17 protein-coding genes are annotated in these 20116 nt (G+C 67.1%); 15 read left to right on the forward strand and 2 right to left on the reverse strand.

Annotation, left to right across the window (positions count from 1 at the left end; all coding sequences use genetic code 11):
- Positions 1-10 precede the first annotated feature (10 nt).
- The 5 genes from NX778_RS06720 to NX778_RS06740 all read left to right on the forward strand — a co-directional run bounded on the left by NX778_RS06720 (position 11) and on the right by NX778_RS06740 (position 6548).
- On the forward strand, positions 11-778 hold the full coding sequence (locus NX778_RS06720) for a DeoR family transcriptional regulator (protein ID WP_258810896.1): 768 nt from the start codon (positions 11-13) through the stop codon (positions 776-778).
- Positions 779-1864 carry an N-acetylglucosamine-6-phosphate deacetylase gene (locus NX778_RS06725; protein ID WP_258810897.1) on the forward strand — a complete coding sequence of 362 codons (1086 nt, stop codon included), beginning with the start codon at positions 779-781 and terminating at the stop codon, positions 1862-1864. It begins immediately after the preceding gene.
- A gap of 19 nt (positions 1865-1883) precedes the next feature.
- Positions 1884-3605: an MFS transporter gene (locus NX778_RS06730; protein WP_258810898.1), complete on the forward strand. Its 1722-nt coding sequence runs from the start codon at positions 1884-1886 to the stop codon at positions 3603-3605.
- Positions 3606-3750: 145 nt separating this feature from the next.
- Positions 3751-5874, forward strand: coding sequence for a TonB-dependent receptor (locus tag NX778_RS06735; RefSeq protein ID WP_258810899.1), 2124 nt, complete (start codon positions 3751-3753; stop codon positions 5872-5874).
- 8 nt (positions 5875-5882) lie between these two features.
- Positions 5883-6548 carry a PepSY-associated TM helix domain-containing protein gene (locus NX778_RS06740; RefSeq protein WP_258810900.1) on the forward strand — a complete coding sequence of 222 codons (666 nt, stop codon included), beginning with the start codon at positions 5883-5885 and terminating at the stop codon, positions 6546-6548.
- A 106-nt stretch (positions 6549-6654) separates the two neighbouring features.
- Here NX778_RS06740 and NX778_RS06745 read toward each other — a convergent pair whose 3' ends face one another.
- Positions 6655-7230: a PEP-CTERM sorting domain-containing protein gene (locus NX778_RS06745; RefSeq protein WP_258810901.1), complete on the reverse strand. Its 576-nt coding sequence runs from the start codon at positions 7228-7230 to the stop codon at positions 6655-6657.
- A 273-nt stretch (positions 7231-7503) separates the two neighbouring features.
- The gene (gene garD / locus NX778_RS06750) at positions 7504-9057 is read right to left on the reverse strand and encodes a galactarate dehydratase (RefSeq protein WP_258810902.1); all 1554 of its coding nucleotides are present in this window, start codon (positions 9055-9057) and stop codon (positions 7504-7506) included.
- 151 nt (positions 9058-9208) lie between these two features.
- Here garD and NX778_RS06755 point away from each other — a divergent pair, with 151 nt between their 5' ends.
- The 10 genes from NX778_RS06755 to NX778_RS06800 all read left to right on the forward strand — a co-directional run bounded on the left by NX778_RS06755 (position 9209) and on the right by NX778_RS06800 (position 20114).
- Positions 9209-9958 (forward strand): FadR/GntR family transcriptional regulator, encoded by a 750-nt coding sequence (locus NX778_RS06755; protein ID WP_258810903.1) that lies wholly within the window; start codon positions 9209-9211, stop codon positions 9956-9958.
- Positions 9959-10048: 90 nt separating this feature from the next.
- The gene (kdgD, locus tag NX778_RS06760; protein WP_258810904.1) at positions 10049-10957 is read left to right on the forward strand and encodes a 5-dehydro-4-deoxyglucarate dehydratase; all 909 of its coding nucleotides are present in this window, start codon (positions 10049-10051) and stop codon (positions 10955-10957) included.
- Positions 10958-10968: 11 nt separating this feature from the next.
- Positions 10969-12552, forward strand: a complete 1584-nt coding sequence (locus NX778_RS06765) for an aldehyde dehydrogenase (NADP(+)) (RefSeq protein ID WP_258810905.1) — start codon at positions 10969-10971, stop codon at positions 12550-12552.
- A gap of 81 nt (positions 12553-12633) precedes the next feature.
- Positions 12634-14013, forward strand: a complete 1380-nt coding sequence (locus NX778_RS06770; RefSeq protein ID WP_258810906.1) for an MFS transporter — start codon at positions 12634-12636, stop codon at positions 14011-14013.
- Positions 14006-14890 (forward strand): SMP-30/gluconolactonase/LRE family protein, encoded by an 885-nt coding sequence (locus NX778_RS06775; RefSeq protein WP_258810907.1) that lies wholly within the window; start codon positions 14006-14008, stop codon positions 14888-14890. Before NX778_RS06770 ends, NX778_RS06775 begins: the two co-directional genes overlap by 8 nt.
- Before the next feature lie 65 nt (positions 14891-14955).
- A complete protein-coding gene (locus NX778_RS06780; protein WP_258810908.1) occupies positions 14956-15765 on the forward strand; it encodes an NAD-dependent epimerase/dehydratase family protein in 810 nt (269 codons plus the stop codon).
- A 47-nt stretch (positions 15766-15812) separates the two neighbouring features.
- Positions 15813-15989 carry a hypothetical protein gene (locus tag NX778_RS06785; RefSeq protein WP_258810909.1) on the forward strand — a complete coding sequence of 59 codons (177 nt, stop codon included), beginning with the start codon at positions 15813-15815 and terminating at the stop codon, positions 15987-15989.
- Positions 15990-16277: 288 nt separating this feature from the next.
- Positions 16278-17315: a LacI family DNA-binding transcriptional regulator gene (locus NX778_RS06790; protein WP_258810910.1), complete on the forward strand. Its 1038-nt coding sequence runs from the start codon at positions 16278-16280 to the stop codon at positions 17313-17315.
- A 29-nt stretch (positions 17316-17344) separates the two neighbouring features.
- Entirely contained in the window at positions 17345-18100 is a 756-nt protein-coding gene (locus NX778_RS06795; protein ID WP_258810911.1) for an SDR family NAD(P)-dependent oxidoreductase, read from the forward strand.
- A gap of 19 nt (positions 18101-18119) precedes the next feature.
- Positions 18120-20114, forward strand: coding sequence for a DUF4962 domain-containing protein (locus NX778_RS06800; protein ID WP_258810912.1), 1995 nt, complete (start codon positions 18120-18122; stop codon positions 20112-20114).
- Positions 20115-20116 lie beyond the last annotated feature (2 nt).

The following is a 20116-nucleotide window of genomic DNA, read 5'->3' on the forward strand; positions in this document are numbered from 1 at the left end:
AGCCGCCGACATGCGAAACACGACCCAACGCCGTGAAGCCATCCTTGAACAACTGACCCGCCAGGGGACGGTCCAGGTGACCAGCCTGGTGGAGGAGTATGGGGTCTCGGCGGTCACGATTCGCAACGACCTGTCGGCGCTGGAAGCGCAGGGCCTCGCCTCGCGCACCCACGGCGGCGCCAGCCTCACACGCACGCCGCCGCCGGAACAGTCGATCCGCCAGAAGGACGCGATCAACCCGGAGCAGAAGGACCATATCGGCGCCCTCGCCGCCACCCTGGTGCAGGAAGGCGACAACATCATCATCGACTCCGGCACCACCACGATCTCGCTGGCGCGCCACCTGCGCAGCGCCAGCAACGTGACGGTGATGACGAATGGCCTGAACATCGCGTGGGAGCTGGCCGACGCGCCGGGCGTGGCGCTGATCCTGGCCGGCGGCCTGCTGCGCAAGCAGTCGCTGTCGGTGCAGGGCAGCCAGGCCGAAGCCACCCTGCAGGCCTACAACTTCGACAAGGTCTTCCTCGGCGTCGACGGTTTCGACCTCCAGTTCGGCATCACCACGCATCACGAGGCCGAGGCGAGCCTGAACCACAAGATGGTCGAACGCGCCAAGAAGGTGGTGGTCCTCACCGACTCCTCCAAATTCGGCCGGGTCAGCCTGCACCGCATCGTGCTGCTGGACCGGGTCCACACCGTCATCACCGATGCCGGCATCAGCCAGGAGTACCGCGACGGGCTCCAGAAGCTGGGCATCGAACTACTCATCGCGGAATAAATGGTCAGCGGCAGAATCCTCACTCCCGGCGGCTGGATCAACGGCAGCCTCGAATTCGGCGAGCGCATCGGGCGCATCATCGAAGGGCCTGCCGCCGGCAAGCACACCATCCTCCCCGGCTTCATCGACCTGCACGTGCATGGCGCGGCGGGAGCCGACATCATGGAAGGCGGCGATTCCGGCGCCATCGTGGCCCGCACCCATGCGCGCCATGGCACCACCTCCCTGCTCGGCACCACCATGACGGCCAAGGAAACCCACATCCGCCACGCGCTGCAGGGCCTGGCCGGCGTGATCGCCCAGCGGCCCGCGGGCGGCGCGCGCATGCTCGGCGTGCACCTGGAAGGACCGTTCCTGAACCTGAAGCGCCTCGGCGCCCAGCCGCCCGACGTGATGGTCGCATCGCTGGAGCTGGTCGAGAGCCTGGACGCCATCGCGAAGATCCGGGTGCTGACGATGGCTCCCGAAGTCGACGGCCACCTCGACCTGATCCCGCAGCTGGCGGCGCGCGGCATCCGCGTCCAGATCGGCCACAGCGCCGGCAGCTACGAGGATGGCGCGGCCGCGCTCAAGGCCGGCGCCACCGGCTTCACCCACCTGTTCAACGGCATGACCGGCTTTGCGCACCGCGAGCCGGGCATGGTCGGCGCCGCGCTCGCGCATGCCGAATACGCCGAAGTGATCCCCGACCTGCAGCACGTCAGCGAGGGCGCGCTGAAAGTCGCGCTGCGCGCCATTCCGCGCCTGTACGGCGTGACCGACGCCACCTCCGCCACCGGCATGCCGGACGGCGAATACGGCCTCGGTTCGCAGCGCGTATTCAAGTGTGCGGGCTGCGTGCGTCTCGCCAGCGGCTCGCTGGCCGGCAGCGTGCTGACCATGGACCAGGCGCTGCGCAATTTCGTCGGACTGGGCCTCGACCTGGCCGATGCCTCGCACCGCCTGTCGTACTACCCTGCCGACTACCTTGGCGAAACCGAACGCGGACGCATCGCGCCGGGCGCCTGGGCCGACATCGTGGTCCTCGACGAAGCCCTGCGGCCCGTCGCGGTCTACGTTGAAGGCGAAGCGATCGATCCACATTAAAACCACATCAGGAGACAAGATGACCGCATCATCCCCCGACCGCGCCATGCGCTTCATGTTGTTCATCGCCGGTATGGGAGGACTGCTGTACGGGATCGACGTCGGCATCATCGCCGGCGCCCTGCCTTACCTCGAGTCGACGGCCTCGGTGGCATGGAAGCTGAGCACACAGCAGCTGTCCTATATCGTGGCGGCGGTGCTGCTGGGCTCCGTGCTGTCCTCGCTGTTCGCCGGGGTGCTGGCCGACGCCATCGGCCGCCGCGCGGCGATGGTGCTGTCGGGCGCGCTGTTCGCGATCAGCATTCCGGTGATCGCGCTGGCTGATGGCTACACCCCGCTGCTGCTGGGCCGCCTGCTGCAGGGCATCAGCGGCGGCCTGATCGGCGTCGTGGTGCCGCTCTACCTCGCCGAATCGCTGCCGGCCGCCCAACGCGGGCGCGGCACCGCCCTGTTCCAGCTGATGCTGACCATCGGCCTGGTCGGCGCGGCCATCATCGGACTCACCCAGGCGCGCCAGGTCGAAACCGCGACCCAGGCCGCCGCCGCGCTGGAGCAGGCCGCCCGCGCCGCCGCGGTATTCGCCGCCCAGGACCACGCCTGGCGCACCATCTTCTGGATCTGCCTCGCGCCCGGCCTCGTGTTCACGCTCGGCAGCATGGCGCTGAAGGAATCGCCGCGCTGGCTCGCGCTGCGCCACGAAGGCAAATCGCCGGAAGCGAAGTCGATCAAGATCGCCCACGATTCGCTGGCGAGCCGCCGCTACGTGCTGCCCTTCCTGCTGGCCTGCCTGGTGCTGGCCCTGAACCAGGCCACCGGCATCAATTCGATCCTGGCCTACGTCGTCACCATCCTCAACCAGGCCGGCCTGCCCGGCGCGACCGCCAACTCGGGCGACGTGCTGCTCAAGGTGCTGAACGCGGCGATGACCGTGGTCGCCGTCGCGCTGGTCGACCGCAAGGGCCGCAAGTTCCTGCTCATGCTCGGCACCGGCAGCGTGGTGGTGGCCCTGCTGGCGGCCGGCCTGCTGTTCGTGCAGGCCGAATCCGGCCAGCGCGACGTGCGCGCGGCGATCCAGGCCCAGGTGCAGGACGGGCGCCTGTCGCTGCGGCTCGACCAGCAGCAGCTGGCCAGGCTCGGCGCCAGCGGCGGCGCGGCGCAGCAGCTGACCGTGGCCTATGCCTACGGCCCGTTCACCAACGTGCAGTCGCGCCGCAGCGACGACCCGATCCAGGCGCCGATGACGCTGAATCGCGACGACACCGTCGAACAGGACAGCGTTATCGGCGCCACCCTGCGCAAATGGCACCTGAACCCGTTCGCCGACCCGGCCGCCGGCAAGGCCGCGCCGCTGCGCATCGAGCGCGCCTGGATCGGCGGCGTGCCGTCCGAGACCCACGGCTGGCAGGTCGCGCTGGCGATCTGCGTGTTCGTCGCCGGCTACGCGGTCGGTCCGGGCGTGTGCGTCTGGCTGGCCCTGTCGGAGCTGATGCCGACCCGGATCCGCTCCAACGGCATGAGCATCGCCCTGCTGATCAACCAGTTCGTCTCGACCACCATCGCCGCCGTGTTCCTGCCCACGGTCGGCTACTATGGCTACTCGACCATGTTCTTCTTCTTCGCCGGCAGCACGGTGCTGTACTTCCTGACGGCCGCTTTCCTGCTCCCGGAAACCAAGGGCAAGACGCTGGAGGAGATCGAACAGCACTTCGTCGGCGCCAGCTCGCAGGGGCAGCCTGGCTGAGCGCTTCCCCGCCCTTCCCCGACAACGCCCGGTGCACTCCACCGGGCGTTTTTCTTTTTGGCCCATCAATACGCTTGTGTATCCGTGGATCATCGTGCAATAATACGAATGAGAATAATTCGCATTTAAGAACAAGGGATCACACATGAAGAAAACCCACCTGGCCGTGCTGGCGGCGATCGCGGTACAACAGATGTCGGGCGCAATGGCGGCGCCGTCGCCGGATGACGAGGCCCCGCTGACCGTGGTCACCGTCAATGGCGCCCGCAGCGGCAACGCCGGCTACAACCCCGACTCCGCGACCAGCGCCACCAAGATCGACGCGCCGCTGCGCGACATCCCGCAAACCGTCAACGTGATTCCCCTGGAGCTGCTGCGCGACCAGGGCGCCCTGTCGATGGAAGCGGCGCTGAAGTCGGTGCCGGGCGTCGGCCTGTCGAACGGCGACGGCCAGCGCGACCAGGTCACCTTGCGCGGCTTCACGGCGATCGCCGACCAGTTCATCGACGGCCTGCGCGACGACGCGCTCTACTTCCGCGACCTGTCCAATATCGAGCGCATCGAAGTGCTCAAGGGACCGGCTTCGGTGCTGTACGGGCGTGGCTCCTCGGGTGGCCTGGTCAACCGCATCAGCAAGAAGCCTGGCATCGACAAATCGGAACTGACGCTGCAGCTGGGCAGCCACAAGCAGCGCCGCGCCGAAGCCGACCTGGCGCGCGACGACAGCGAGCATGGCATCGCCTTCCGCGTCACCGGCGCAGTGGAACGCGCCGACGGCTACCGCAGCCAGCAATTCCTCGACCGCCAGGCCTTTGCGCCGTCGGTGCAGTTCAAGCTGGGCGCCGCCACCACCCTGCTGCTGCAGGCCGAACACCTGTCCGACCGCCGCGTCACCGACTTCGGCATCCCGTCCTACCATGGCCGCCCGGTCGACGTGCCCGCCTCCACCTACTACGGCGCGGCCAACGCGCGCGACGCCGACTACTCGCAGGCCGACATGACGGCGCTCGGCTTCACGCTGCAGCACCGCTTCAGCGACAAGCTCTCGCTGCGCAACGCCTTCCGCCACTACGACTACACGCTCGACCGCAACAACACCCTGGTCGGTTCGGTGAACGAAGCGGCGCGGACGGCGTCGCTGAACCACACCAATCTGAAGCGCAAGGAAGACGGCTACTTCAACCAGACCGAACTCACGCAAAAGGCCTGGCTGGGCGGCACCATGCACCAGATCCTGTACGGCGTCGAAATCGGCAAGCAGGACAAGGACCAGGTCAACCGCACCCAGAACAACGTCGCGACGGTCGGCCTGTTCAACCCGGTGCTGCCGGTGCTGTCCAAAGTCGTGACCGCGGCGCCCTCGACCGACAACCTGGGCATCATGAAAACGGAAAGCGTGTACGTGCAGGACCTGGTCGCGCTGTCCGACGAGTGGAAGGCGCTGGCCGGCGTGCGCTACGACCGCTTCGAGCAGCGCACCGAGGAGCGCCGCCCGGGCCAGCCCAACCTGGCGCGCACCGATACCGGCGCCAGCCCGCGCGTCGGCCTGGTCTACCAGCCGACCCAGGAGCAGTCCTGGTACGCCTCGTTCAGCAAATCGTTCCAGCCGTCCGGCGAAGCCTTCCCGCTCGCCACCAGCAATGCCCAGATCGCGCCGGAGAAGACCACCAACGAGGAAGTCGGCGGCAAATTCGACCTGTTCGGCGGCGCGGTGACGGCCACCGGCTCGCTGTTCCGCCTGGAGCGCACCAATATCAAAGCCACCGATCCCACCACCAACCAGTTGGTCCCGATCGGCGTGCAGCGCACCGACGGCCTTGAACTGACCCTGGCGGGCGACCTCGCGCACGGCTGGCGCGTGTGGGGCGGCTACTCCTTCCTCAACGCGCGCATCACCTCGTCGCCGGCGCTGGACAACAGCGACAATGTGATCAAGGGCGTCCCGATCCAGGGCAAGCGCGCGACCATCACGCCGCGCCACTCGGCCAACCTGTGGGTCACCAAGTCGCTGGGACATGGCCTGCGCGCTGGCGCCGGCGCGAACTACGTGAGCGACCGTTTCGCCAACCCGGGCAACACCGTGCTGCTGCCGGCCTACACCACCGTGGACGCGATGCTGTCGTACGCGATCGCGCGCGCCGAGTTCCAGCTGAACGTGACGAACCTGTTCGACCGCCGCTACATCGCGTCTGGCCACGGCAGCTCGCCCAACCTGAACACGCCGGGCGCACCGCGCGCAATCCAGCTGAGCGCACGCTACGACTTCTGACGATGCAGATGCACCCTCCGCCAATCGCCGCGGCCATCCATCCGCAGCGGCGCCGCAGCCGGCGCGCCGTGTTCCTGACCTGGCTGCGCAGGATCCACCTGTACGTCGGCCTGTGGGGCGCCGTGCTCGGCCTGCTGTTCGGCGCGACCGGCATCATGATGAACCACCGCGCGGTTCTCAAGCTTCCGGTCGAGAAGGCGGTGCAGCACACGGTGCAGCTGCCGCTGCCGCAGCGCGCGTTTGCGGCGCCAGCCGAGCTGCAGGCCTGGCTGCAGGGCGAATTGAAGTTCGCGCCGGTGGCGCCCGCCGTCACCAAGGTGCAGCGCGCGGGACCGGTGAGCTGGGACGGCCGCGAGGTCTGGCAGCCGGAACGCTGGACCATCAACCTGAATCGACCGCAAGGCGCGGTCAATGCCGAATACTTCGTCGGCAACCGCTTCGTCAAACTCGACCTGGTCGAGGCGACGCCGGTCGGCGCCATGATCCGGCTGCACCAGTCGGTCGGCGTGAACGCCTTCTGGGTGCTGTTCGCCGACACCGTCGCGGGCAGCCTGATCCTGCTGTCGATTACCGGCCTGCTGCTGTGGACCCAGCTGCATACGGTGCGCACGGCCGCGGTGCTGACCGCCGTTGGCGCCCTGCTGTACGCCTTGTGCTTCTTCTGGTCGGCTTGAACCGAAGCCGGCGCGGAATGATGTGGTGCCCCCGCGTGGAGAAGCAGATGTAGCGAGACGAAAAGCCGGCCAGGAGACCGGCTTGTCATGCGGTGAGCCACCAGATTCAGAAGTTGTTGCGACGACGGCGTGCCAGGGCGCCCAGCACGGCCAGGCCACCGAACAACATGGCATAGGTGTGTGGCTCAGGCACCGCGGGAAGGGTCATCGACAGCAGGCTCCCGATCTTGCTCGTGTTATCGCCAACGAAGAAGTTGACTTTGAGGTCAGGCGACGTGAAGTTCGTGTTGGCGCCGGTAAAGGCGTACTGGAAAATCATCTTGTCGGTCAGCACGACATGCGTCCCGTAGTAACAGACGCTTTGCTTCGAATGGGCGCCGCCTTCGCAACCGTTGGCATTCAGCTCATGCGGCGACAGTGTCCATCCGATCGCGGCGCCCGGTGCCGCCGTCAGGCTGACCGCGTCGAAGTTGCCGATGTCCTTGATTTGGAGAGCGCCAATCGTGGTCGCGGTTACCCAGTCCCCTGTGGGATGCACCGCATCGATTTCGATCGTCAGGATATTGCCGGAAACGCTGGAGGTGAAAGTTACTCCTTGGAAGGTCAGCGTCCCTGCGCCGGCCGAGGTGGCTAAACCTGCGCTCAGCAGGGCCGTGACGGTGAGTCTGCCTGGAAGTTTCACAGTCCGCTCCTTATTGATGAGCGCCGCGACGTCGCGTCGTGCGAACGTCCCGGTGACGGTGACATTGCTGTGTCCGCCTGATAAGGCTAGGCTCGCTGGACAGCTACTTCGGTTAAATAGCGCACACAGTGACCCAGCACTGTGTAAATAAAGGTAAAAACTACTCAGCAATTTGTCGGATGAGTCCTACAGGAAAGCAGAGAGATCAAGAAATGAAAATGCCGCCCCGAAACAGCTGTGTGTGGGGGCGGCATTTTTGTTAAAGACGGTCGATCAGGTCACCGGGGCCGGGTTAAACAGCGCCAAGGCGTTGTACAGTTTCCATTGCTCCGCCCAGGTCTGCTTGCGCCCGCTGGCCACGTCGAGGATGAACTTGAACAGTTCCCAGCCGACATCGGCGATGGTCGATTCACCGGTCGCGATGGTGCCGGCGTTGATGTCCATCAGGTCGTGCCAGCGGCGCGCCAGGTCGTCGCGGGTCGCGACCTTGACGACGGGCACCGCGGCCAGGCCATAGGGGGTGCCGCGGCCAGTGGTGAACACGTGCACGTTCATGCCGGCGGCCAATTGCAGCGTGCCACAGATGAAATCGCTGGCCGGCGTGGCGGCGTAGATCAGGCCCTTCTTGGCCAGCTTCTCGCCCGGCGACAGCACGCCAGAGATCGGGCTCGCGCCGGACTTGATGATCGAGCCCATCGCTTTTTCGGTGATGTTGGCCAGGCCGCCCTTCTTGTTGCCGGGCGTGGTGTTGGCGCTGCGGTCGACGCCGCCGCGCTTGAGGTATTCGTCGTACCAGGCCATCTCGCGGATCATGGCCTGCGCCACTTCCTCGTCGGCGGCGCGCGAGACCAGCTGGTCGATGCCGTCGCGCACTTCGGTGACTTCCGAGAACATCACGGCGCCGCCGGCACGCACGATCAGGTCGCTGGCAAAGCCCACGGCCGGGTTGGCGGTCACGCCCGAGAAGGCGTCGCTGCCGCCGCACTGCACGCCGACCACCAGGTCTGACGCCGGGCAGGTCTCGCGCTGGCGCTTGTTCAGCTCAATGAGGTGCTTCTCGGCGGTGCGCATGATCGAGTCGATCATCGAGCCGAAGCCGACGTGGGCGCTGTCCTGCAGGCACACCAGGTCCGGGCCTTCCGCGCCCTTGATCTGGATGCTGCCCTGCGGGAACAGGCGCTGCGGCTGCAGTTTCTCGCAGCCCAGGCTGACCACCATCGCGCGGCCGCCGAAGTTCGGGTTCCTGGCGATATTACGCAGCGTGCGGATCGGGATCTCGGCGCCCGGCGCTTCGATCGCCACGCCGCAGCCATATATATGTTCGAGCGCCACCACGCCATCGACGTTCGGGTACTTCGGCAGCAATTCTTCCTTGATGCGCTTGACCGCGAAGTCGACCACGCCCGACACGCACTGCACCGTGGTGCTGATCGCCAGCAGGTTGCGGGTGCCGACCGAGCCGTCCGGGTTGCGGAAGCCTTCGAAGGTGTAGCCCTCCAGCGGCGGCAACGCGGCCGGCGGGTTAGGCTTGGGCAGGTTGTCGAGCGAACGGGCCGGCGGCAGGCCCAGCATCGATTCCTCGATCCAGTCGCCGCGCGCGATGTCGTCCAGCGCCTGGCCGATGCTCACGTTGTAGCGCAGCACTTGCGCGCCCTTCGGAATGTCGCTCAGCGCGACCTTGTGGCCCTGGGGCACGGCGCGCTTGAGCACCAGCCCGTCCGGGAATACGGTTCCGGCCGGCAGGCCGTTGTCATTGACCACGATCGCGACGTTGTCGTGGTCATTCATGCGGATGTAGCGTGGCACCGCTGCCTGTTGCTGAGTCATGTTTTTCCTTGCGCGCTTGCTAGTTGTACGACATCTTATAACAGTTTTTCAGTATACTCGAAACTTCGCCCGCTGTCGCATGAGGTTGTACGACAACGACGTCCACGGGGTTATAATGACAGCTTATCTATTGTTGCAGGACCTTCCGCCCATGAGTTCGACCAGCACCGCCCTCGCCGCCCGCAAGAAGCCGCGCAACCTGGCCCAGGGCCTGGTCGAGGCGATCGGACGCCGCATCCGCGAGGACCAGCTCAAGCCGGGCGACAAGCTGCCGACCGAATCGGCCATCATGGAGCAATTCGGAGTCAGCCGCACGGTGGTGCGCGAAGCGATCTCCCAGCTGCAGGCCGGGGGCATGGTCGAAACCCGACACGGCATCGGCACCTTCGTGCTGGAACGCCCGCCCCAGGGCGCCCTGGGCATCGGCGCCGACAGCATCATCACGGTGCGCGACGTGCTCGCCATCCTCGAGCTGCGCATCAGCATGGAGACTGAGGCCGCCTGGCTCGCCGCCCAGCGCCGCTCCGAAGACCAGGTCGCGCAGATGGGCGAGGCGCTGGGCGAAATGCAGCGCGCGCTGGCCCAGGGCCGCACCTCGGTCGAAGCCGACGTCCGCTTCCATCAGCTGATCGCCCAGTCCACCGGCAACCCCTATTTTGTCGACCTGCTGGGCCAGCTCGGCAACGCCATCATCCCGCGCGCCCGGGTCAACACGCCCGGCCTCGACCAGGGCACCCCGTCCGACTACCTGGAACGGGTCAACCGCGAGCACGAAGACATCTATAAAGCCGTGCTGCGGCGCGACCCGGAAGCGGCCCGCGCCGCCATGCGCACCCACCTGTCCAACAGCCGCGAACGCCTGCGCGAAGCCCAGCAGAAACTGGAATCGCACGGCGAATAAACCACAGGCGAGATTTTTCTTGCCTATTCGCGCGGACGGTTGTACGATGACCGACAACTTACCTCGAACTCACTCACCTGGAGCCCTCGCATGCAACCGCAAGACCTGAAACAGATCCTGTCCTCTGGCCTGCTGTCCTTCCCGATCACCGACTTTGACGCCCAAGGCGACTTCCGCCGCGACACCTACATCGAGCGCCTGGAATGGCTGGCTCCGTACGGCGCCAGCGCCCTGTTCGCCGCCGGCGGCACCGGTGAATTCTTCTCGCTGACTCACGGCGAATACTCCGACATCATCAAGACCGCGGTCGACACCTGCCGCGGCAAGGTACCGATCCTGGCCGGCGCCGGCGGCCCGACCCGCAGCGCGATCGCCTTCGCACAAGAAGCCGAGCGCCTCGGGGCCCACGGCATCCTGCTGCTGCCGCACTACCTGACCGAAGCCAGCCAGGACGGCCTGATCGCCCACGTGGAAGAAGTCTGCAAATCGGTCAAGTTCGGCGTGGTCGTGTACAACCGCGGCGCCTGCCGCCTGACCGCCGACTCGCTGGCGATCCTGGCCGACCGTTGCCCGAACCTGATCGGCTTCAAGGACGGCATCGGCGACATCGAACTGATGGTCTCGATCTGGCGCAAGATGGGCGACCGTTTCAGCTACCTCGGCGGCCTGCCGACCGCGGAAGTCTACGCTGCCGCGTACAAGGCGCTCGGCGTGCCTGTATACTCGTCGGCGGTGTTCAACTTCATGCCGCAGATGGCGATGGACTTCTACCACGCGATCGCAGCTGACGACCACGCCACCACCAACCGCCTCATCGACCAGTTCTTCCTGCCGTACCTGAAGATCCGCAACCGCAAGGCAGGTTACGCAGTCAGCATCGTCAAGGCCGGCGCCAAGCTGGTCGGCCATGACGCCGGTCCGGTGCGCGCACCGCTGACCGACCTGACCGAGGAAGAATGCGACATGCTGCACAAACTGATCCTCGCACAGAGCAAGTAACAGGAGTTCAAATGAACGTAAGCATCAACGGAGAAATGATCATCGGCCAGCGCGCCGTGCGCGGCAGCGCCGGCAGCGTGCGCGCCTTCGATCCGGCCAAGGCGGCCGAGATCGAACCCGCGTTCGGCCTGGCCACCGAAGCCGACGTGCTGCAGGCCTGCACCCTGGCCGAGCAAGCCTTCGACGCCTACCGTGCCACCAGCCTCGAACAGCGCGCGCGCTTTCTCGAAACCATCGGCGAAAACATCCTGGCCCTGGGCCCGGCCCTGATCGAGCGCGCCTGCGCCGAATCCGGCCTGCCGCAGGCCCGCCTGGAAGGCGAGCGCATGCGCACCGTTAACCAGCTGCGCCTGTTCGCCAAGGTAGTCCGCGACGGCCTGTGGCTGCAAGCGACGCTGGACTCGGCCCTGCCCGAGCGCACCCCGCCGCGCGCCGACCTGCGCCTGCGCAAGATCCCGCTGGGCCCGGTCGCCGTGTTCGGCGCCAGTAACTTCCCGCTGGCCTTCTCGGTCGCCGGCGGCGACACCGCGTCGGCGCTGGCTGCCGGCTGCCCGGTCGTGGTCAAGGCCCACGGCGCCCACCTCGGCACCGCCGAGCTGGTCGGCAAGGCCGTGCAGGCCGCGGTCGCAGCCTGCGGCCTGCCGGAAGGCGTGTTCTCGATGATCATCGGCGAAGGCCGCCTGGTCGGCCAGAAGCTGGTCGGCCACCCGGCCATCAAGGCGGTCGGCTTCACCGGCTCGCGCCAGGGCGGCGTCGCCCTGATGCACACGGCTGCCGCACGCAAGGAACCGATCCCGGTCTACGCCGAAATGAGCAGCATTAACCCGGTCTTCATGCTGCCGGGCGCGCTGGCGGGCAACGCCGCCAAGCTGGCGCAGGGCTTCGTCGATTCGCTGACCCTGGGCGTCGGCCAGTTCTGCACCAACCCGGGCCTGGTCCTCGCGCTGGAAGGCGCCGACCTGGACGCGTTCCGCGCCGCCGCCGCCGCCGCGCTGCAGCCCAAGGGCGCCGGCACCATGCTGACCGCCGGCATTCACAAGGCCTACCGTGATGGCGTGGCGCGCCGCGCCGGCATCGACGGCGTCACCGAAGTCGCCGTCGGCAGCGCCGAAGGCACCGGCTGCGCCGCGCAGGCCGCCCTGTACGAGTGCAGCGCCGCCACCTTCCTGGCCGATCCGGCCCTGGAAGACGAAGTGTTCGGCCCGAGCTCGCTGATCATCCGCTGCCGCGACATCGCCGAAATGAAGGCGGTGGCCGATCACCTGGAAGGCCAGCTGACCGCGACCGTGCACGCCGTCGCCGCCGACGCCGACCTGGCCGCCAAGCTGCTGCCGACGCTGGAACGCAAGGCCGGCCGCATCCTGTTCAACGGCTACCCGACCGGCGTCGAAGTGTCGCACGCGATGGTCCACGGCGGCCCGTTCCCGGCCACCTCGGACAGCCGCACCACTTCGGTGGGCGCGACCGCGATCGAGCGCTTCCTGCGCCCGGTCTGCTACCAGGACGTGCCGCAGGACCTGCTGCCCGAAGCGCTGCGCGACGCTAACCCGCTGGGGATCGCGCGCATCGTCAACGGCGAGCTCCAGGCCGGCTAAGCCGCGGTGATACGGGGCCGGAGGAGACGCCGGCCCCGCATCGCCTTTCGTCAGTTTCAACAACCTACATACACACTGACCATGAACCGCACCGCCATTGGCAATTACAGGTGGACCATCTGTGCCCTGCTGTTCTTCGCAACCACCGTCAACTACCTCGACCGCCAGGTCCTGAGCCTGCTGGCCCCGTCCCTGTCGCGCGAGTTCGGCTGGACCAACAGCGACTACGCGGACATCGCGGGCGCATTCCAGTTCGTGTATGCGGTGGCGCTGCTGTTCGCCGGACGCGTGGTGGACTGGCTCGGCACCAAGCGTGCCTACACCATCGCCATCGTGGTCTGGTCGCTGGGCGCGATCGCGCACTCGTTCGCGATCCCGCTGGGCCAGGCCTTCAACAGCCTGACCGGTGTGCTCGGCTTCGCCGCCGTTCCCGCATCGATCGCCGGCTTCATCATCGCGCGCGCCATCCTGGCGATCGGCGAGGCGGGCAACTTCCCGGCCGCGCTGCGCGCCACCGCCGAATACTTCCCGAAGTCCGAGCGCTCGTTCGCGACCGGTATCTTCAATTCCGGCGCCAATATCGGCGCCATCCTCGCCCCGCTGTCGGTGCCGCTGATCGCTTCCGTGTGGGGCTGGGAAGCCGCGTTCACCTGGATCGGCGCGATCGGCTTCCTGTGGGTAGTGGTGTGGTGGCTGTTCTTCGAAGAGCCTTCGCGCCAGAGCCGCCTGTCCAAGGCCGAACTGGACTACATCCTGTCCGACTCCGGCGCCGAGCCTGACAGCGCCGTCCCGGCGCGCAAAGGCAGCTGGCTGTCGCTGCTGCGCTACCGCCAGACCTGGGCCTTCGCGCTCGGTAAATTCCTCACCGACGGCATCTGGTGGTTCTTCCTGTTCTGGCTGCCCAAATACCTGTCGAGCTCCTACCACGTCGAAAGCACCGCGCTGGCGCTGCCGCTGGCGGTGGTGTACAGCATGACCATGGTCGGCAGTATCGGCGGCGGCTGGCTGCCGGCGCGCTTCATGCGCAAAGGCGACGCCCCGTTCAAGGCCCGCATGAAGGCGATGCTGTTTATTTCCTTCTTCCCGCTGGTGGTCCTGCTGGCGCAGCCGCTGGGCGCCTTCGGCTACTGGGTCCCGGTGATCCTGATCGGCATCGGCGCCTCGGCCCACCAGGCCTTCTCGGCCAACATCTTCACGATCCCGTCGGACCTGTTTCCGAAAAACTGCGTGGCCTCGGTGGTCGGCATCGGCGGCATGGCCGGCGGCATCGGCGGCGTGCTGGTGACCAAGCTGGGCGGCGCCCTGTTCGACTACTACGGCGCGCAAGGCCACCTCGAGACCGGCTATATGATCATGTTCGCCATCTGCGGCCTGGCCTACCTGGCGGCGTGGAGCGTGATCAAGCTGCTGGTGCCGGCGAAAGCGGAAGTGCACCTGCAGCCGGAGCTGGCCAATGCTTGATGTCCAACACGTCGGCGGCGTCAGCTGCACGGTCGGCGAATCGCCGCTGTGGAATGCCGCCGACAATGCCTGGTACTGGTCCGACATCCCGGCGCGTCGCGTGTGGCGCCTGGATGGCTCCAGCGGCGCCCTGCGCCACTGGGACACGCCGGAGATGGTGGCCTGCCTGGCGCCGCGCGCCGGCGGCGGCTGGATCGCCGGCATGGAAACCGGCATCTTCAACCTTGAGTTGAAAATGGATGGAAGCGTGGCGGCGGAACGCCTTGCCGCACCGGCCTCGCTCGGCCCCGGCATGCGCTTCAACGACGGCCGCTGCGACCGCCAGGGACGCTTCTGGAGCGGCACCATGTTCATGGACATGGGCGCCGCGCGCGCCATCGGTGAGCTGTACCGCTACGACGCCGCGCACGGCCTCTCCGCGCCGCTCGTCTCGAAGCTCCTGACGCAGAACGGACTAGCGTGGTCGCCGGACGGCCGCACCATGTACCTGTCGGACTCGCACCCGAACAGCCGCACCGTGTGGGCCTTCGATTACGACATCGACAGCGGCACCCCGCACGATCAGCGCGTGTTCGCTGACATGCGCGGCTGGCAGGGCCGCCCGGACGGCGCCGCGGTCGACAGCGATGGCTGCTACTGGGTCGCCGGGAACGACGGCGCGGTGCTGCTGCGCTTTACGCCCGAAGGAAAACTGGATCGGGAGATCGCCCTGCCGGTGGCCAAGCCGTCCATGTGCAGCTTTGGCGGGCCGGGCCTGGAATGGCTGCTGGTGACGTCGATCCGCCCCGGCGATGCGCCGGCAGATTCACTCGCCGGGGGCGTGTTCCTGCTTCGCCCCGGCGTACGCGGCGTGCCTGAAACGCCGTTTGTCGGCTAGCCGCGCGCTGGCGGGCCGGAACAGAAAGAGGAAACACCGTAGTTTGTTTTTTGAGTTGAGCACTGATGACCAAACCGTTTAAACGCATTCTGTTCACCGGCGCCGCCGGCAACCTTGGCCGCCGCCTGCGCGACCACCTCCACCAGTTCGCCGACATCGTGCGCCTGAGCGACGCCGTCGATTTCGGCCCGGCCCGCGAGGGCGAGGAAATCGTGATCGCCGATCTCGCCAAGCGCGAGGACGTCTTCAAGATGTGCGAAGGCGTGGACGCCATCCTGCATTTCGGCGGCGTCTCGACCGAACAGCCGTTCGAGCCGATCATGAACGCCAACATCCTCGGCACCGTGAACCTGTACGAGGCCGTGCACAAGCTTGGCATCAAGCGCGTGGTGTTCGCCAGCTCCAACCACACCATCGGCATGTACCCGACCACCACCCAGCTCGACGCCTCGATGCCGGTGCGCGCGGACGGCTACTATGGCCTGTCGAAAGTCTGGGGCGAAGCCTTGTCGCGCTTCTACTGGGACCGTTTCGGCATCGAGACCGTGTGCCTGCGCATCGGCTACTGCTTCCCGGAGCCGACCACGCATCGCCAGGCCAACACCTGGCTGAGCCTCGACGACCTGGTCCAGCTGCTGCATCGCTCGCTGGTGGTGCCCTGCGTCGGCCACACCATCGCCTTCGGTGTGTCGGACAATCCGGGCCTGTGGTGGGACAACCGCCAGGCGCGCTTCCTCGGCTACGCGCCGAAGGACAGCTCGGCCCGGTTCCCGGAACCGCTGCAAGGCCCGGTCGATTACGCGAGCAACGAGGACATCACGCTCAAGCACCAGGGTGGCCAGTTCCTGATCAACGGGCCGAAGTACCCGGACTGACCGCGTTCACGGCAAGGCGATCCATAAAAAAGATAAGGGAGACAGTCTTGAACGAGAAAACAAGCTTGGCGGCGCTGCTGCGATCGGCCCTGCTGGCTGCGGGCTTCGGCCTATGCCTGGCGGCGCAGGCCGCGGCGCCGTTGCAGTTCTACACTTATGATCCGGCGACGCTGGCGCTGTCGAAGCAGAAGGTCGCGGCGCACGAAGGATCCGCTGTTCGCTGAAAAGGCGCGCCGGCTGCTGCAGCACTATCCGGGGCAGCTGTCGGCGTTGCTCTACCCCCTCCAGTAAATTCTCCCCAAAAAAACGTCGTCCCCGCGAAGGACCCATGCTGCACTTCGCGGATCGCGGCTAAATGTGCGGCCGCACAAGCCGCGTATGGCCCCCCTCCGCAAAGACGACATTGCTTGAGTATGCGGTGATACAAACAAGTTGTTGACTTTTCGCACCATTCCGCTAATCTTCTAAATCGTTACAGTAAATCGTTTTACTGGATCGTTACAGATAATCAGATGAGCGAACCAAAAATCCAGGACGTTGCCAGGCTGGCCGGCGTATCGCCCTCCAGCGTCTCCAACTTCCTCAACAACCGCATGCAGCAGATGCGGCCCGAGACCCAGCGCAAGATCCAGGACGCGATCGAGCAGCTCGGCTACCGGCCGAACAACGCCGCGCGCCAGCTCAAGACCGGCGTCGCCTCGATGGTCGGCCTGCTGGTGCCCTCGCTCGCCAACCAGTTCTTCGGCGCGCTGGCCTGCGCGGTGGAAGCCGCCGCGGCGCGCCACAACTGCCACGTGATGACCTTCAGTACCTTCCGCGACCCGGCGCGCGAACGCGCCGTGATGGCCGACCTGATGGCCTACGGCGTGAAGGGCATCATCACTGGCTCCGCCCTCAACGACACCGATCACCTGGTCGCGATGACGGCACGCTGCCCGGTGGTGGCCTTCGACATTCGCCGCACCGACGCCAGCCACGAACGCATCATCACGATCTCGATGGACAACGCAGCCGCAGCCGCGATGGCGGTCGAGCACCTCGCGGCGCTGGGCCACCGTTCGATCGCGCTGGTCACCCCGCCTCCGCACACGCTGAACCGCCAGGACCGCATCCGCGGCTTCGAGCAGGCCGTCGCGCGCGCCGGCATCACCGGCGAACTGGTGATCGTCGACGCCGCCGACGCCCCGGCCGATCCGCACGGCGACACCCAGCTGTTCGAGATGGGCTGCGCCGCCGCCGCCCGCATCCTGTCGGCGCCCGGCAAGCCCACCGCCGCGATCGCGATCAACGACATGATGGCGATCGGAATCGGCATCGGCCTGAAGCAGCTGGGCATGCGCATCCCGGACGACCTGTCGCTGACCGGCATCGACGACATCTTCTTCGCCGGCGCCCACGACCCGCCGCTGACCACCCTGCGCCAGCCGATCCAGGCGATGGCCGACGCCGCGGTCCAGCGCATCCTGGCCCCGGCCTCGGCCCCGCAGGACGAGCTGTTCGCGCCCGAACTGATCATCCGCGCGTCCACCGCGGCGCCACCCAAACCATAACCACTCACCAGAGAAGAAAGCGACAAAACATGGAATTAGCAGGAAAACGTGCCCTCGTGATGGGCGGAGCATCGGGCATCGGCAAGGCGACTTCGCTGGCGCTGGCAAAGGCTGGCGCGGACGTGGTGCTGACCTACTTCAGCAGCGCCGATGAGGCGCTGGAAGTGGTCACCCAGGTCCGCGCGATGGGCCGCAGCGCCCACGCCATCAAGGCCGACGTCACCGACGGCGCCATCGCCGAACGCGTGTACGCCGAAGCCGAAGGCGCGATCGGGGAGATCGACACCCTGTTCGCCAACATCGGTGGCCTGATCCAGCGCTGCCGCGTGGTCGACATGCCGCTCTCGCTGTGGAACGAGGCCATGAACCTCAACCTCACCAGTACCTTCCTGATCTGCCAGGCCGCGCTCAAGCGCATGGAAGCGCGCAAGAGCGGCGTGATCGTCACCATGTCCTCGCTGGCCGCCTTCGATGGCGGCGGCCCGGGGTCGGCGCACTACGCGTCCTCCAAGGCGGCCGTCGCGACCTTCACGCGCGCGCTGGCCAAGGAAGTCGGCCCGCTCGGCATCCGCGTCAACGGCGTCGCGCCGGGCCTGATCGCCACCCGCTTCCACGACACCTTCAACACCCCGGCCAACCGCCAGGCCATCGCCGAGCGCACCCCCGCGCGCCGCGAAGGCCAGCCTGAAGACGTGGCCGACGTGGTGGTGTTCCTGGCCTCCGCGCGCGCCGCCTTCCTGGCCGGCGAAATCATCCAGGTCAACGGTGGCCTCGGCCTTTACTGAGATTTGTCGGGAGAGCAGGATGACGCATACCTTCGGCAGGCGCCGCTTCCTCGGCGCCGCAGCCCTTAGCGGCCCGGTGCTGGCCACGCGCCAGGCGCTGGCGCAGGACGCGCGCGAGGCGCTGGGCACCATGATCGGCAAGGCGACCGGCGGTCCGCACCCGCTGGAGACCATCATGCAGGCGCACCCGGCGGCCATGCGCGCCGAGCTGCGGGGCGTACACCCGCGCGTGTTCTTCACCAATGACGGCCTGGAGCAACTGCGCCGGCGCGCCCGCGGCAGCCACCGCGAACTGTGGACCAGGGCACTTGGCCGCCTGGTCGCGCTACGCGAGGATCCGCCGCCGGCGCCGGCCCAGAAGCGCCGCGCGCAGAACACGGTCGCAATCGGAATCGTTGGCGCTGCCCTCGCCTACAAGGTCGAAGGCGATACGCGTTATCTCGAAGCGGCCAAGCGCTACATGGACGCCGCCGTGAGCTACCAGGTGTGGGGCTACACCTACAGCAAACCTGACGTCGACCTGGCCGCAGGCCACCTGCTGTACGGCCTGGGCTTCGCCTACGACCTGCTGTACGAAGTGCTGTCGGCCGAGGAGCGCGCCCGCTACCGCGACAAGCTGGTGCGCCAGGCGCGCATCCTGTTCGCGCACTTCAAGCCGGCGCCGGGCAAGTCCTACTCGTACAGCCAGAACCACTGTTTCATCCCGATCGCCGGCCTCGCCGTCGCATCGTACGCGCTGTGGGACGACACGCCGGAAGCGGCGCAGTGGTCGGCGCTGGCGCGCGCCATCTTCACCCGCGTGCTCGACGTCGCATCGCCGGACGGCTACTTCTACGAAGGCGTCGAATACTGGATCTTCTCGATGCCGTGGATTATCCACGCGCTCGACGCCTTCGCCCACGCGGCCGGCGACGACATGTACGACCAGCCCAGCCTGCGCAAGGCCCACCTCTACATCGCGCACTCGATCACGCCCAACGGCCAGGACGTGTTCGACTTCGGCGACGTGTTCGAAGGCCCGATCACCCGTTCGCGCGTCGGCGAGGAACCGGCGCGCACGCACCCGAACGGCAAGCTGCACTCCAACTACAACCTGCTCTACCGCCTGGCCGCGCGCTTCCGCAATCCCGAGGCGCAAGGCGTTGCGGCCTGGATGGCGTCGCTCGGCCACGCCTGCGAGGAAGACTACTGGAGCCTGCAGTGGTTCGACGCGGCCGTGCCGGCCAAGCCGATGGCGGCGATCGAGCCCTACCACCACTTCGACGACCTCGGCACCGTCTACTGGCGCAGCAACTGGACGCCGAAAGCGACCGCCTTCGCCTTCCGCGCCGGGCCGCCGGAAGGTCATCACGTCGCCCAGATCCTGTCGACGATGCCGGACTGGCACCTCGAAATGGGCCACTCGCACCCGGACGCCGGCAGCTTCATGCTGTACGGCGGCGGCAGCTACCTGACCGGCCCGATGGGCTACGCCGGCATCCCGAGCAGCAAATTGAGCAACACCGTGCTGATCGACGGCCAGGGCCAGGCCAACGAGGGCGGCGGCCACGACGCCTTCCGCGACTACCCCTACGCACGGCTGGACACGATCCGCATCACGAGCGCGAAACTGGGCCGCAACCAGGCCGAGATCGTGGCCGAGCTGGCGGGCGCCTATCGTCCGGAGCTGGGCGTGGAACGCCTGGAGCGCCGCTTCACCTTCGCGCACAATGGCTGGACCACCACCGACCGCATGCGCGCATCCAAACCCGTGGTCCTGACCGCGCAGCTGCACGGCGACACCGCGATCAGCCAGGTCTCGCAGCGCAGCTTCGTCATCGCCGGCAAGCCTTCTTCGCTCAAGGTCGAGGTCCAGACGCCGGGGGCGAAAGCGGTGATCGAACCGGGCGTCGTGATTGCGGCCGGGCCGCCGGGCCACGTCGACCAGGGCCCGCGCGAAGAACGCGGCATGGTGCTGCGCCTGTCGCTGCCGGCCAGCCAGGACGCAACGCTGGTCACCAGCATGCGTTTCTAGGG

It is taken from the genome of Massilia terrae, from assembly GCF_024753145.1.
Taxonomy (GTDB): Bacteria; Pseudomonadota; Gammaproteobacteria; order Burkholderiales; family Burkholderiaceae_D; genus Telluria; species Telluria terrae.